Source organism: Mesoterricola sp. JemC181 (assembly GCF_055384585.1).
This window is the reverse complement of the sequence record NZ_AP045076.1, coordinates 3,980,358-3,994,152: the sequence shown is the minus strand read 5'-3', so window position 1 is coordinate 3,994,152 and position 13,795 is coordinate 3,980,358. Positions and strand designations below refer to the sequence as shown.

Sequence of the window (13,795 nt, the reverse complement as noted above, 5' to 3'; positions counted from 1 at the left end):
GCTCACCTCCGGCGCAGGGCCAGGATGAAGGCGGAAAGGAGCAGGCCCGTCCACACGGGCCAGGGGGACCTGAACCACAGGGCCGCGGAGCCCGCGGCCAGGAACGCGATGGCGGAGAGGGCCGGCCCCAGGGAGGCCCAGGCGGGCTCCCGGGGCTGGCGGGTGAGCCGCTCCAGCACCCGGAGGCCGTCCGTGATGAGGAGCGGCATCTTGATCATGGCGTCCACCATCTCGGGCACCCCGCGCATGCTCTCGCTGAGCAGGCGCAGGGGGCTGAACTGCTCGAGGAAGAGCCCCCGGATGTGCTTGCGGCTCACCTCCGCCACGTTGAAGCCCGGCAGCAGCACGTTGCCCACGCCCTCGAAGGTGACCAGGGCCTTGACCATCAGCACCAGCTCCACCGGGAAGTACATGCGGTGCTCGGCGCCCCGGGCCAGGGACTGGAGGATGAGCTGGCCCAGGGAGAAGTCCTTGAAATTGGCCGCGAGCTTCCACCGGTTGGCGATGTCCGCGGCGTCCCTGCGGAAGGCCGCGGGATCGGCCCCGGGCCCGGGGATGGCGATGGCGGTGAGGTGGCGCGCGGCGTTCTCGCCGTCGCCCATGACCAGGGCGAAGTAGTAGTACATCAGGGACCGGCGCAGGTCCTCGTCCAGGCGGCCCACCATGCCCAGGTCGATGAACCCGACCTTGGGCCCGGGCAGGATGACGAGGTTGCCCGGGTGCAGGTCCGCGTGGAAGAACCCGTCCTGGTAGAGCATGCGGATGATGGCCATGGCGCCCAGGTCCGTGAGCCGGCGCCGGTCCTCCTCGGGGAGCTCCAGGGCCTCCTTCGAGTCCGGGCTCAGCCCGTCCAGGAATTCCATGCACAGGACGCTGCGCCCGCACCAGGCGCGGTGGATGCGGGGGAACACCACCTCGGGCGTGTCCGCGAAGTGCCCCGCGAAGATCTCCGCGTTGTCGGCCTCCAGGCGCAGGTCCACCTCGCGGAGGGTGTAGGTGCAGAATTCGTCGACGATCTGCCGGGGCTGGTAGCGGGGCAGAAGCACCTGGGCCACGGCCCCCAGCATCCGCAGGAGCCGCGCGTCCCGCTCCAGGGTCTGGCGGATCCCGGGCTTGACGACCTTCAGGAGCACCCGCCGGCCGTCCAGGGTCACCGCGGGGTGGATCTGGCCGATGGAGGCCGAGCCCATGGGCACCGGGTCGATGGACCGGAACAGCTCCCCCGCGGGCCGCCCCAGGTCCTTCTCGATGATCCTCCGGATCGCGTCCAGCGGCACCACGGGCAGGTTGTTGAGCAGGTGCTTGAGCTCGTCGGTGACGGGCCGGGGCAGCAGGTCCTCGCGCAGGCTCAGGATCTGCCCCAGCTTGATGTAGGTGGGCCCCAGGCGCTCCAGGCGCCGGCGCAGCTGCACGGGGAAGGGCAGGGCGCGCAGGTCCCGGTCCACGAACCAGCGCCCCGGGAGCGCCGCCGCCCAGAGCAGGGCCCGGCGCGGTCCCCCGCCCGAAGTGGCGGCCCACTGCCAGGCCAACCCGCCGAAGAGCAGGCCCGAGAAGTGCCGGACAGTGACGGCGAGGCGGCGCAGGTGCCCCTGGGGCCGCCATTCCGGCATGACCTCGAAGCCCAGGTCCCGGAGCTGGGCCTCCTGGTCCTGCGCGGCCCCCTCGAAACCGGGTTCGGCGGTCGCGGCCGTGTCACCCATGGGGGGAACCTCCTGCCGCGTCCTCGGGCAGCGGGCCGTACGGGTCGAGATCCTGGAGGACCAAGGGCGGAGTCATGCGGCCACCACACAGACGGGCCACAAATATACGGACGGAATTATCGCCCTGCAACTCCTTTATTGATGGTTCAGCACTTGGAGGGTCCTCAGCGCATGCCGGCCTTGAAGGTGGCGATGTCCTGGCGGAGCTGGCCGGCCTGCTTGCGGGCCTCGGGGGAGGTGAGCCTGGGCAGGAGGTCCGCCAGGTCCGCCTCCAGGCGCTCCAGTTTCACGAGCGGGGTCTCGGTGATGGTGCCGGTGTCCATTCCGAAGGTGCCGGCCCGGCCGGCCTGCTTCCATTGTTCCCGCACGACGTCGAAGGCCGCCCGCTGGGCGGCGACCAGGGTCTCGTCGGGCGACGGGGCGGCCCAGGGAAGCCTGCCGGTCCGGACGTAGTAGCCGCCCACGCCGGCTCCGGCGATGAGGACGAGGGCGATCAGCAGACGTTTCATGGCAGCCTCCGGGGATGGTTCAACTTTCAAGGGTTTGCCGAGAATAGCGAGGATTTTCAAAAACCGAATGTCCGTTATCGTATGTGCGACGTATGGGGCGACTTACGGGAAATGGCCGGCGGAGGGCGAGGCCGCATAATCAACGATCACGGGATCATTTTTTCCCTTGCAATTTCATCTGCCCAAGGGATTAATAGTGCACCACTCATTACCACCCCATTAGCACCGAAATTCCACCCCCTACGGATCCCGCCCATGGGCAGGGCTCCTTCGGTGCACCTCGAAAACCATCCTGCCGCCCCCAGGGGCGGCCGAATCGCAGAGGGAGGACTTCGTCATGAGCAACATCCGTTCCAGGGTTCTCTGCACCATCGTCGCGGGGCTGTGCTCCGGCGGGGTGCTGATGGCCCAGCAGACCTTCGGGGCCTTCAAGGGCCGGGTCACCGACAAGGCCACGGGCAACCCCAAGGGGGCCGTGACCATCACGATCCTGAACCAGGGCACGGGCTACACCCGCACGGCCGTGACCGCGGCGGACGGCACCTTCCGGTTCCAGGCGGTGCCCCTGGGGAACTACCGGATCCTCTTCAAGAGCGCGGATTCCACCTCCTCGGTGACCCGCACCAGCCAGCTGGGCGTGGAGACGGATGCCTCCATCGCCCTGGCCCCGGCCCTGGCGGCCACGGTCACCGTGGTGGCCACCGCCGACACCGTGGACCAGGCCAACACCAACTCCGCCGAAGTGGGCGTGAACGTCTCCGCGGACCGCCTGGAGTCCCTGCCGGTCCTGTCCCGGAACGTGGTGGCCGCGGCCGTGCTGGCGCCTGGCGTGCAGCTCATCGCCGGCTCCAACGTGGATCCCACGAAGAAGACCAGCACCTACATGTCCACGGGCGAGGGCCAGGGACGCGGCACGAACTTCAACATCGACGGCGGCGACAACAACTCCACGGACGTGGGCGGCTACGTCTCCCCCATCCCCATGGACGCCATCGGCGAGTTCCAGGTGGTGACCAACCAGTACAAGGCCGAGTTCGGGCGCTCCAACGCGGGGTTCCTCAACGTGGTGTCCAAGTCGGGCTCCAACGCCTTCACGGGCATCGTGAGCGGCCAGTACACCAACCAGAGCATGCGGGCCCGCAGCACGGACGAGGGCACCAAGAAGGACAACAACAGCCAGACGATCTCCGCCACGGTGGCCGGGCCGATCATCAAGGACAAGCTGTTCTACATGTTCTCGGTGGAGCGGAAGAAGGAGGAGGCGGTGCCGACCACCTTCGCCACCAACGCCGTGGCCGCCTACCCGTCCCTGGGCGGGCTCATGGCGGAAGTGAAGGAGACCAACGTCTACGCCCGCCTGGACTGGTCCGCCAGCCAGACCGTGAACGCCACCTTCACCTACGGCTACGACAAGAACGAGACCCCCAACCAGGCCTTCTCGCACACCACGGCCGTCTTCGGGCGCGTCGACCCCTCCATGCTGGGCAACGGCCTGAACAAGACCAACCGGTACGGCGTGAAGGTCACGACGAACCTCACGCCCAACATGATCTGGGAAAGCAACCTGGTGTACTTCGACTACACCAACCTGATCCAGCCCGGCAGCCAGGGCGACGGCGTCGGCAACCTGCAGATCCGCACCCGCAACAGCACGCTGCTGCCCCTCCAGCCCACGGAACTCGGACGCGTCGGCCATGACCCCAACGCGATCCAGAACACCGGCATCAAGCGGACCCAGTGGCGCAACGACGTGGCCTACCAGACCGGGGACCACTTCCTGAAGGCCGGCATCGACTACCAGGCCTACACCTACGCGGACCAGACCCTCTTCTACCCCGAGACGGGCCCCTACGTCTTCTTCGAATCGGGCATCACCTTCGGCCCGCAGCTCTGGGGCAACGTTCCGGCAAACACCAACGTCGTGGGCCTGATCATGCGGCCCAAGGGCGTCCAGGAAGGCGACAAGATCAAGCAGTACGGGTTCTACGCCCAGGACGACTGGACCCTCACGCCCAACTTCTCCATCTACCTGGGCATCCGGGCGGACAAGGACACCTCCTTCGACTTCCTGAAGAACTGGGCGGGCCTCTACAGCCAGATCGGCTCAGCCAACCCCATGCTCCTCCACGGCACGACGCCCCCCGACAACAAGACCTACATCTCGCCCCGCCTCCAGGCCATCTACAAGCCCCGCGGGGATGACAGCCTCACCCTCAAGCTGGGCTACGGGCGCTTCGTCGCCAACGTCATCGACAACGTCACCGGGTTCAGCCGGGCCCTAAACGACCGGGCCAACGGACTTTCCCGTTCCACCTTCAACAACCAGGCGGCGCTGACCGCGAGCGGCGCCTCGGCGCCGGGCACCGTCAACGTGGCGAACTTCTCCCAGGGAACCACGCTGACCAACGTCAACGGCCACGCCCTGGTGCTGCCCGCGGATCTCACGCCCTACAACTACACCCACAACGTCAACGGGCTGCGGGACTACTTCCTCAACACCGTGGACGGCTGGCTCACCCAGGCCTCCTTCGGCACGGCCGGCAAGCAGCTCATGGCCTCGGACTTCGAGTATCCCACCACGGATACGTTCAACCTGGGCATGACCGTCCGGATCGGCGAGCACCAGAACATGGACCTGCAGTACATCCACAGCAAGACCAAGCACGCCTCCTCCCAGTTCGCCTCGGACGGCAGCGCCCCCGAAGCCTGGTCCCCCGCCGCCCAGGGCGTCACCTGGGCCCCCGGGGTCGCCGACATGGGCGACACCGTCTTCCTGTCCAACCAGACCAGCAGCAGCCACCAGCTCCAGGTGAAGTGGTCCTACACGTCGCCGGCCTTCACGGGCATCATGACCTTCGTGGCCAAGGACGTGCGCTCCTCCTACGGCGGCTCCTCCAGGTCCTTCGACAACAACGGCAGCGCGGACTTCTACGGGGCGGGCGCCGTCTATCCGTACAAGACGAATCCCGAGCGCCCGAGCGTGGGCACCGAGCACTTCTCGGGTTCCTTCGCCTTCACCTACAACTTCGACTTCGGCACCCACGTGGGCGTGCTGGGGACCTGGCACAGCGGCAAGTTCTACGACATCTACAACGGCTACAACAACGATGCGGATCCCGTCACCGGCTACCCCATCTACATGGGCGCCGCCTCCCTGGCCCATCCGAACTACGTGATCGGCACGGGCGTGGGCGACTGGAACCTGGACATGGGCCTGCGCATCTCCCACACCATCAAGTTCACGCCCCGGATGATCCTCGAGCCGTTCGTGACGATCTCCAACCTGCTCAACAACTACGACTACGGCTCCAACTACAACAACCAGCTGAACTCCACCGCGGCCATCACCGGCAACCCGCTCTTCCCGGGCACCACGGTGCGCATGCGCGCCGCCTACAAGAACAGCACCTTCGGCAACCGCGGGTTGAATTACCAGGCCAACGGGCCACGGACCGCCGCCTTCGGGTTCAAGTTCGTTTTCTAGATTTGGGATGGCGGGGATCCTTCAGGGGGTCCCCGCTTTTTGGTCATTCATCCTTTTTATCCTGTTGATCCGATTTATCCCTGTTCCAGCAGGGCCAGCCAGGGTGTGGGTCGGCGCGACGCATTCCTTCGCGTGCCGACCCATCCGTTCGCTGGCCCTGCTGAACGGGGATGAATGGATGCGGGGGATGAAAGGGATGAAAAGGAAGCGGGAACGGGGGGCGGTGAGGGCCCGTCCGTTCATGCCAGCAGGTTGATCGACGACTTGGCCGGTTTCCCGAACAGGTCCTGTTCAAGGGCGAGCTTCGTTTCGGCCCGCAGGTTGCCCTGGGCCGCCTCCAGGCGGAGATCCGCCAGCGATTCGGTCGCTTCCTTCAGTTGCTCGGCCGGTGTGGGCGCGCCAGGGAGCTTGAAGGACGGCTGGGTGGGGATTTGCGGAACAGTCGTACCGGTGATTCCGGGAATCGAGGCCATGGGTTGCCTCCCTGAAGCCGCCGGGGCGGGAAGGCCCCGGCTCTTAAATTATCGGCTTCCTGTCAAGGGAATGGAGGTGAAATCCAGGCGGCCGTCCGTTCAGACCCGGGCGCTGTAGGCCCGGTGGAAGGCGGCCAGCTTCTCCACCACCGCGCGGATCTTCTCGGTGGGGGGCAGGATGGTGGTGCGGAAGTGGGCGGTGCCCTCGGCCTGGCCGAAGCCGGAGCCGGGCACCACGCAGATGCCGGTCTCCTCCAGGAGCGCCATGCACCAGGCGTCGTCGGTGACGCCGGGGGGCAGGGCGACCCGGGGGAAGGCGTACATGGCGCCGGCGATGACGTTGCAGGTGATGCCTTCGATGCGGTTCAGGCCCTCGGCCAGGATGACGGCGCGCTGCTTCATGCTCTCGAGGATGCCGCCGCGCTCCTGCTGGTAGAGCGCGTAGGAGGGGGTTCCGGGGCGGGGGGGGCGCACCATGGCGTACGTGGCCACCTGGCCGGCCAGGTTGGCGCAGAGGCTCACCGACTGGAGCTTGAGGATCTGGGCGGCCACGTCCTCGGGGACGTTGCGGTACTCGAAGTAGCCGCCCCGCACGCCGCACTCGCCCTGGAAGCCCTTGGAGCAGGAGTGGAAGCTGAAGAGCGACACGTCCCGGATCCCCCGTTCCTGGAGGACCTTGTCGAAGGAGACGAACCTGTCGCCGGCCAGGTAGATGTTCTCCTGGTAGACCTCGTCGGCCAGGACGGAAAGGCCGTGCTTCCGGGCGAACTCCAGGACCATGGCGATGTTCGCCTCGTCCAGCACCGCGCCGGTGGGGTTGCCCGGGTTGATGACGCAGATGGCCTTGACCCGGGTGCCCTCGGCCTGGGCCTTGGCCAGGGCGGCCTCCAGGAGGGCGGGGTTGAGCCGCCAGTGGTCGGCCTCGTCCAGGCCGTACGGCACGATGCGGCCCTCGTAGAGGGTGATGGTGGCGCTGTAGAGGGGGTACTGGGGAATGGGGATCATGATCCCGTCGGCGGGCCCGGCGATGAGGAGCTTCAGGATGCTCTGGACGCCCTTGCTGGCGCCGTCGGTGAGAAACACCTGGTCGGGGTCGATCCCAGCCCCGTCGCGCTCCTGGATGAACTCGGCCACGGCCTCGCGGATGAAGCGCACGCCGCGGCTCTCGCTGTAGGCCCCCAGGCCGTGGCGGGAGCCCTTGAGGATGGCCTGGGCGGTCTCCAGGACGTCGGCGGGGAAGAGGCCGGCGGCGGCCGTGATCAGCTCGGGATACTCGCACAGGGCCAGGAGCTGGCGCACGTAGGTGATGGGGCGCTGGCCCAGGGACTGGGGGTTTCCGATGTTGCAGTAGATGACCTCCCGGCCATGCTTCTCCAGCTCCTGGGCACGGGCGACGATGGGGCCGCGCACCGCGTATTCCGTGTCCAACACGGCTTTTCCGAGATCCTTGAGTTGCATGGTCATGGCTGCTCCCTCAGGCTGTTTCCGGGTCGAAGACCCGCTCCACGCGGGCGTTGATCTGGCAGGTGACTTCGTAGGTGATGGTTCCGAGGACGTCCGCCCACTCCTGGGCGGTGATCTCCTCGCGGCCGCTGCGGCCCATGAGCACCACCTCGTCGCCCGGGGCGGCGGAGGTCTCGGGGCCCAGGTCGATCATGCACTGGTCCATGCACACGCGGCCGACGACGGGGTAGGAGCGCCCCTGGAGCAGGACCCGGCCGCGGTTGGAGAAGAGGCGGTTGAAGCCGTCGGCGTAGCCCGCGGGGATCGTGCCGATCCAGGTGTCCCGTTCGGCCACCCAGGTGCGGCCGTAGCCGATGGCGGTGCCGCCGGCGACCTGCTTGACGAAGGCGAGGCGGGTGACGACGGACATGCCGGGGTGGAGGGGGATGGTCCGCGGCGTGGTGGCGTCCGGGTAGTGGCCGTAGATCATGACGCCGGGCCGCACCATGGAGAGCCAGCCCTCCTCGTGGCCCAGGACCGCGCCGGAGTTGGAGCAGTGCACCAGGCCCGGCATGCGCCCGATGGCGGCGGCCAGGGCCGAGGCGGTCTCCCGGAAGAGGGCGATCTCGGCCCGGGTGTAGGGGATCCCGGCCTCCTCGTCGCTCACCGGCAGGTGGGTCATGAGCCCTTCCAGCACCAGGTCCGGGCAGTCGCGCTCGATGAGGAGCGCCAGGGCGGGCGCCTCTTCCGGCGTCACGCCGATGCGGCCCATGCCGGTGTCGATCTTGAGATGCACCCGCGCCTGCCGCCCCAGGCCGCGGGCGACGGCCTGAAGGAGGCGGATGTTCTCCGGCTCGCAGACGGTCAGGGTGAGGTCCGCCGCCACCGCCGCGGCCATCTCTTCCGGGAACGTGGGGGAGAACTTGAGGATCGGCAGCCTGAGCCCGGCCTCCCGCAGTTCCAGGCCTTCGGGGACGGTGGCCACGCCCAGCCAGTCGGCGAGACCCAGGCCCTCGGCCATGCGCGAGACCGCCACCGCCCCGTGTCCGTAGGCGTTCGCCTTGACGGCGATGAGGACCAAGCGGTCCGGGCCCACCTGGGCGCGGATGCCCTCGAGGTTCCTGCGGATGTTCCCGAGATGCACCCGGGCGTGGGTCTGGTAGAGCATGGGTTCCCCTGCTTGATTCTAGCCCCTGATGACGGCCTTCTGCACGTAGGGAGAGGTTGATAAAGCCAGCAAAGCACTGTAGTTGGGTGAAAATCCCAGCTCCATTCCCAGCTTCACGGGCGTTTCGGCCTCCTCCACGTCCAGCACCAGGTGGTCGCTGCTGCCGCCCAGGACGATGATCCCCTTGTCCTCGGGCACGATGCCGTCCACGGTGACGTCCTGGCGGCCCAGGTTGCAGATGGCCCGCAGGCGCACGCCCCGGTCCGTGAACTCCTCGAAGCCGCCGAAGGCGTCCTGGCCACGGTCGCCCACGGGCACCGAGGGCTTTCGCTCCAGCTCCACCACCTCGGCGACCATGCGGAACGTGTCCTGGCGGGTGCCGGTCCAGGGGCTGCGGTCCAGGACGTTGCGGCCCAGGACGATGGCTTCCCCGATGCGGAACTGGTTGATTTCCTTGGGCATGAGACCGGATTCCAGGAGCGGGAGGCTGGCGCTGTTGCCCCCGGACAGGGTGGCCAGCTCCAGGCCCGTGGCCCGGCGGCAGGCGTCGCGGACCTCGATGAGGGCGTTCATGTTCTCCACCGACGGGATGACCCCGCCGTAGCAGGCCAGGTTGCAGCCCAGCCCGGCCACGTTGATGTTGGGCAGCCGGCTGGCCTCGCGCACCACGCGGATGGCCTGGTCGGGCCAGACGCCCTCCCGCAGGTCGCCCACGTCCACCATGACGATGATGTTGTGGTGCACGTTCAGGAACTGGGCCGCCTCGGAGAGGAGCCGGATGGTCTCCACGCTGGAATTGAGGGTGGTGTCCGCGCAGCGCACCACGTCGGCGGCCCGCGAGGGCGCCGGGATGCGAAGGAGCATCAGGGGCAGGGCCTGGCCCGTGTTGGCCATGGACATGAGGTTGGAGATGCGGGAATCGGCGATGAGGTCGGCCCCCCCCAGCTCCAGGGCGTGCACCACCGCGGGGTGGGCGCAGGTGACCTTGGTGACGCAGGCCACCTTGGCGCCGTGGGCGTGGCAGCGGGCGATGACGGACCGGGCGTTGGCCGTGATGCGGTCGGGGTAGATCTCGAGGCGGGGGGTCCGGTAGTACATCAGGGCTCCGATTCGGCCCAGCGGCGGAAGGTGGTCCTCACGTCGTCCGGGTAGGCCTGGGCCAGGGTGCCCAGGGCCGAGAAGAGGTAGTCGCGGTCGATGAGGATGCGCGCCTCCGGGGGGGGCAGCAGGTGGGTGCCGGCACCGGTGCAGACGGCCCGCAGGCACTCCGAACCCCCCGGGACCCGGGTGAGGGCGCCGCCGGTGGCCACCACCCACTTCACGGAGGTGAGGTCCTTGCCCTTGATGATCTGCTTGCGCCCGGTGGGGGTGTAGAGGTCCGAGACGATCCCGGCGTGGCGCCGGATGCCCACCTCCACGGCCCGGGCGCAGAGCCACCGGGTGAGCTCCCGCTCCCGTTCCGTGGCGGGCAGGGCCTGCAGGTCCAGGAGGCGCGCGCGCCACTCCTCGGTGCCGAAGGTGTCCACGATGTGGTGGGCGTTCACGTAGACCCCCAGGTCGCCCTCCACGGTGCGCTTGGCCCGTGGCTCGGGGTCCACCAGCCGGCTGGCGAACTCCAGGCTGCCGTCGGTGACGGAGTGCACGTCCGTGGTGGCCCCGCCCACGTCGAAGACCAGGCAGTCCCCCATGCTCTCCGCGAACAGCTCGGCCCCCCGCAGCACCGCGCCCGGGGTGGGCAGGATGCCCCACCGGGTGAGGTCCGCGAAGGGGGCCATGCCCGGGGCGTGGACGATGTGGCGGCTGAAGAGGTCGTGGATCTGGCCGCGCAGGGGCTGGACGTTGAGGACGTCCACGTCGGGGAAGACGTTGTCGGCCAGGAGCAGCTCGAGGCCGGCCTCCTGGAACAGCCTGCGGATGGGGCGCTGCAGCGCGATGTTGCCGGCGTAGACCACCGGCACCTTCAGGCCCAGGCCGGCGATGCGCTCGGCGTTGCGCATCACGATGTCCTTCTCGCCGTAGTCCACGCCCCCTGCGAGCAGGATCATGTTCGGGGCGATCTCCCGGAGCTCCTCCAGGTCGAAGTCGTCCAGGGGGCCCGCGGTCACCTGCTTGACGATGGCCCCGGCGCCCAGGGAGGCCTCCTGGGCGGCGCGGGCGGTCATGCCCTTCGTGAGCCCGTGCACGGTCATGCGCAGGCCCCCTGCGGCGGAGCTGTTCACGAAGGTCTCGGGCGTCCCGGCGGGGCCGCCGAAGCGGCCCTCCAGGTCGGCCACGGCCTCCCGCACGCCGATGCCCACGTCGCCCAGGGCCACGCTGGTGGGCGCGAACCCCTGGGCCAGGTGCCGGAACCCGTCCCGGCCATCCCGCGCGAAGCCGTTCACCTTCGTGATCGTGCTCCCCACCTCGATGGTCAGGACCTGGATTCCGTCCACGCTACACCACGCCCCGGGCCCGGAGGACCTTGACCATGGCGTTGACGACGTGGATGCCCTTGGTGCCCCGCCCGAAGGTGGCGTCCAGGCCCGTCTCGGCGGCCATGTCCCGGTTCACCTGGGTGCCCCCGGCGATCAGGACCACGCTGTCCCGGATGCCCTTTTCCCGGCAGAGTTCCGCCAGCTTGCGCATCTGGGCGCGGTGCACGTCGTTGTGGCTGATGATCGTGGAGATGAGGATGGCCTGGGCCCCGGTCTCGATGGCCGCGTCCACCAGCTTGCCCAGGGGCACCGAGGTGCCCAGGTAGGTGTACTTGACGCCGTACTTCTCGATGCCGCCGTGCTTGATGTCCAGGATCTCGCGAAGGCCCACGCTGTGCTCGTCCTCGCCCACGGTGCCGGCCACCACGCGCAGGCCCGTGGCCTTCACGGCGGCGCGCAGGACCTCCTCGGGGAGGATGATCTCCTTCTCGGGGATCTTCAGGGTGCTCTTCTCGATGTCGAAGGCCACCTTGCCCTTGACCTCCACGAAGCAGCCTTCGGAGGGGTGCAGGACCATGGTGTTGATCACCTCGGGGTCCGTGAGGCCCATCTTGCGGGCCATCTCGGTGGCGTACACCGGGGCGATGTCCTCGTTCTCGGGCACGAAGAGCTGGATGAGCACCGTGCCGTCCCCGGCCCACTCGGCCTCGGGGCGGATGAGGCCGCCCTTGCGGTAGGGCAGGGTCTTCTCCAGGCGGCGGTCGCAGGAGTCCTCGGGGTCCAGCTCGTCGATGTAGACGATCTTCCCGGGCACGCAGAGGGTGCAGCCCTGGATGGGGGCGCAGGGCTTGTCCAGGCCTTCGGGCACGTGGTTGTGGCCGAAGTGGCTGCACACGGGGGCGAAGTAGTCGGCGTCCCGGGGGATCAGGGAGCCCGCGCCCACGCCGCCCTTGGCGTCGCGGGCGATGCCGTCGCCGCTGCGCTCGGGGTACTTGGCGGAGTCCACGAAGAAGCCCTGCTCCACGGCGGCGAAGTAGCCGCCCTGTTCCACCACCTCCTCCAGGAAGGCCACGGCGCGCTCCTTGAGGTCGCGCACCATGCCGCCCAGGGGGCCGTCGTGGTTGAGGGTCAGCAGCTCCTTGATGCCGTCCAGGGCGGCCCAGGTCTGCTTGACGGTCTGGACGCCGCGGATGTTGTTGTAGTGCCAGGGCACGTTGCGGCCTTCGTCCGGGGTGATGGTGGACTGGATGTCGGCGCGGGTGAGCATGGAGATGAGGGTGTCCACCGTGTGGGTGCGCACGGCCTCCTCGATGTCGGCCTCGATGTAGCGGGTGTTCTGCTGGGCCCGCATCTTGTACTCGCTGAAGAAGTCGCGCAGGGCCACGGCGTAGGGCAGGTCGAACCAGAGCTTGGGGGCCGGGGGGGAGTTGGGGGGCACGGTGGACAGCCCGATGAGGCTCCGGTCCATGCCCGCGGCCACGGAGAAGGCGCAGTTGATGCCGTGCTGCACCATGAGCTCGGGCATCACCAGCCAGCCCGCCTTGGCGGTGGCGTTGGCGTTGTGGGCCCCGTCGATCTGGAAGATGCCGGCGCCGGCCATCACCGACTTGGCCTCGGCGGCGTCCACGAAGGAGCGGTACATGTTCACGTTGCGGTAGAGGACGTTGTACTGGGGGTCCTGGTGGGCGCCGTTGATGCCCTCCTCGGCGAACAGCACGGCCACTTCGGGGCCCGCCACGCCCGAGACGTAGGAATGGAAGTTGATGGGCCGGCCCACCTCCTCCTCGATGAGGTCGCAGGCCTTGCGGCTGGCGCGGATCTGCTTGCGGGTGATGGGCACCCCGCCGATGCCCTCGGGGGTGCCTTCCAGCAGGCCGTCGATGTGGCTCTGGCCGGTGGTGCGGATGACCATGATGTGGTCCGCCCCGTGCCAGGCCGCCATGCGCATGCGGCGGATGTCGTCCTCGAAGCGCCCGGAGGCGATCTCGGTGGTGACCACGCAGGAGGGCTGGGGGTCGATGTGGTCGAAGTACTTGGAGGCGGGGAGCCCGATGGAGTTCTTCAGGGGCTTGGACATGTCCCGGAAGTGGAAGGGGCCCATGTTGACGCCCTCGGTGGGCACGTCGCGCCAGGTCCAGCCCTTGCGTGGGGGATGGTAGTCCTCCAGGCCCTCGAGGATGTGCTCGATGTCGAGCTTGACGTTGGGTTCGAGATGCTCGCTCATGCGTTCACGCTCTGGAAGAGGTTCTTGAGGACGTCCTTGTTCTCGAGGATGGCCGCGGCGGCGCCGCGCACGTCCTTGCCTTCCCGCTCACCCACCTTCAGGAGCACGTTGCCCGCGCCCTTGGGCAGCAGGCCCGCCTCGAAGATGCGGTCCACCACGCCGTGGGAGCTGACGCTGTCCACGCCCATGCGCAGGAGCACGGAGCGCTCGATGGACGGGCTGGTGTGGGTGCGGGCGAGGTCCACGATGGGTGCCACCACCTGGTTGCAGAGCTGCCAGAAGCGTTCCTTGAGCTGGGCGTCGCTCAGCTGGGCCAGTTCGGCCTGGCGGAGCGCGAACCGGTCTTTCCGGGCCTGGGTTTCATCCGTCATGGGGTTCTC

At 68.4% G+C, this 13,795-nt stretch carries 10 protein-coding genes; 1 reads left to right on the top strand and 9 read right to left on the bottom strand.

Annotated elements, in window-relative coordinates:
* Positions 1-2: 2 nt before the first annotated feature.
* Positions 3-1,700 carry an ABC1 kinase family protein gene (locus ACZ5MC_RS17585; RefSeq protein WP_464516384.1) on the bottom strand — a complete coding sequence of 566 codons (1,698 nt, stop codon included), beginning with the start codon at positions 1,698-1,700 and terminating at the stop codon, positions 3-5.
* A 164-nt stretch (positions 1,701-1,864) separates the two neighbouring features.
* The gene (locus tag ACZ5MC_RS17580) at positions 1,865-2,209 is read right to left on the bottom strand and encodes a hypothetical protein (RefSeq protein WP_306601783.1); all 345 of its coding nucleotides are present in this window, start codon (positions 2,207-2,209) and stop codon (positions 1,865-1,867) included.
* A 337-nt stretch (positions 2,210-2,546) separates the two neighbouring features.
* On the opposite strand from ACZ5MC_RS17580, the gene ACZ5MC_RS17575 reads away from it, so the two are divergent.
* Complete coding sequence (locus ACZ5MC_RS17575; protein WP_464516383.1) at positions 2,547-5,693, top strand: TonB-dependent receptor; 3,147 nt, start codon at positions 2,547-2,549, stop codon at positions 5,691-5,693.
* A 239-nt stretch (positions 5,694-5,932) separates the two neighbouring features.
* Here the strand turns inward: ACZ5MC_RS17575 and ACZ5MC_RS17570 are convergent, their stop codons facing one another.
* The 7 genes from ACZ5MC_RS17570 to oraS all read right to left on the bottom strand — a co-directional run bounded on the left by ACZ5MC_RS17570 (position 5,933) and on the right by oraS (position 13,786).
* The gene (locus ACZ5MC_RS17570; protein ID WP_306601781.1) at positions 5,933-6,166 is read right to left on the bottom strand and encodes a hypothetical protein; all 234 of its coding nucleotides are present in this window, start codon (positions 6,164-6,166) and stop codon (positions 5,933-5,935) included.
* A gap of 99 nt (positions 6,167-6,265) precedes the next feature.
* A complete protein-coding gene (locus ACZ5MC_RS17565) occupies positions 6,266-7,630 on the bottom strand; it encodes an aminotransferase class I/II-fold pyridoxal phosphate-dependent enzyme (RefSeq protein ID WP_464516382.1) in 1,365 nt (454 codons plus the stop codon).
* Between the two features lie 10 nt (positions 7,631-7,640).
* Positions 7,641-8,777 (bottom strand): alanine racemase, encoded by a 1,137-nt coding sequence (gene alr, locus ACZ5MC_RS17560; RefSeq protein ID WP_464516381.1) that lies wholly within the window; start codon positions 8,775-8,777, stop codon positions 7,641-7,643.
* 18 nt (positions 8,778-8,795) lie between these two features.
* Positions 8,796-9,875, bottom strand: a complete 1,080-nt coding sequence (locus ACZ5MC_RS17555; RefSeq protein WP_306601778.1) for an alanine/ornithine racemase family PLP-dependent enzyme — start codon at positions 9,873-9,875, stop codon at positions 8,796-8,798.
* Positions 9,875-11,200: a glutamate mutase L gene (locus ACZ5MC_RS17550; RefSeq protein ID WP_373432572.1), complete on the bottom strand. Its 1,326-nt coding sequence runs from the start codon at positions 11,198-11,200 to the stop codon at positions 9,875-9,877. The genes ACZ5MC_RS17555 and ACZ5MC_RS17550 overlap by 1 nt, the downstream gene beginning before the upstream one ends.
* 10 nt (positions 11,201-11,210) lie before the next feature.
* Positions 11,211-13,415, bottom strand: coding sequence for a D-ornithine 4,5-aminomutase subunit OraE (oraE, locus tag ACZ5MC_RS17545; RefSeq protein WP_464516380.1), 2,205 nt, complete (start codon positions 13,413-13,415; stop codon positions 11,211-11,213).
* Positions 13,412-13,786 (bottom strand): D-ornithine 4,5-aminomutase subunit OraS, encoded by a 375-nt coding sequence (gene oraS / locus ACZ5MC_RS17540; RefSeq protein ID WP_306601775.1) that lies wholly within the window; start codon positions 13,784-13,786, stop codon positions 13,412-13,414. The genes oraE and oraS overlap by 4 nt, the downstream gene beginning before the upstream one ends.
* Positions 13,787-13,795 lie beyond the last annotated feature (9 nt).

Bases quoted from the DNA above. Each gene is read 5' to 3' on its own strand.
- ACZ5MC_RS17575 (WP_464516383.1), top strand. From the start codon at position 2,547: ATGAGCAACATCCGTTCCAGGGTTCTCTGCACCATCGTCGCGGGGCTG.
- ACZ5MC_RS17555 (WP_306601778.1), bottom strand. From the start codon at position 9,875: ATGTACTACCGGACCCCCCGCCTCGAGATCTACCCCGACCGCATCACG.
- ACZ5MC_RS17580 (WP_306601783.1), bottom strand. From the start codon at position 2,209: ATGAAACGTCTGCTGATCGCCCTCGTCCTCATCGCCGGAGCCGGCGTG.
- oraS (WP_306601775.1), bottom strand. From the start codon at position 13,786: ATGACGGATGAAACCCAGGCCCGGAAAGACCGGTTCGCGCTCCGCCAG.
- alr (WP_464516381.1), bottom strand. From the start codon at position 8,777: ATGCTCTACCAGACCCACGCCCGGGTGCATCTCGGGAACATCCGCAGG.
- ACZ5MC_RS17570 (WP_306601781.1), bottom strand. From the start codon at position 6,166: ATGGCCTCGATTCCCGGAATCACCGGTACGACTGTTCCGCAAATCCCC.
- ACZ5MC_RS17565 (WP_464516382.1), bottom strand. From the start codon at position 7,630: ATGACCATGCAACTCAAGGATCTCGGAAAAGCCGTGTTGGACACGGAA.
- ACZ5MC_RS17585 (WP_464516384.1), bottom strand. From the start codon at position 1,700: ATGGGTGACACGGCCGCGACCGCCGAACCCGGTTTCGAGGGGGCCGCG.
- oraE (WP_464516380.1), bottom strand. From the start codon at position 13,415: ATGAGCGAGCATCTCGAACCCAACGTCAAGCTCGACATCGAGCACATC.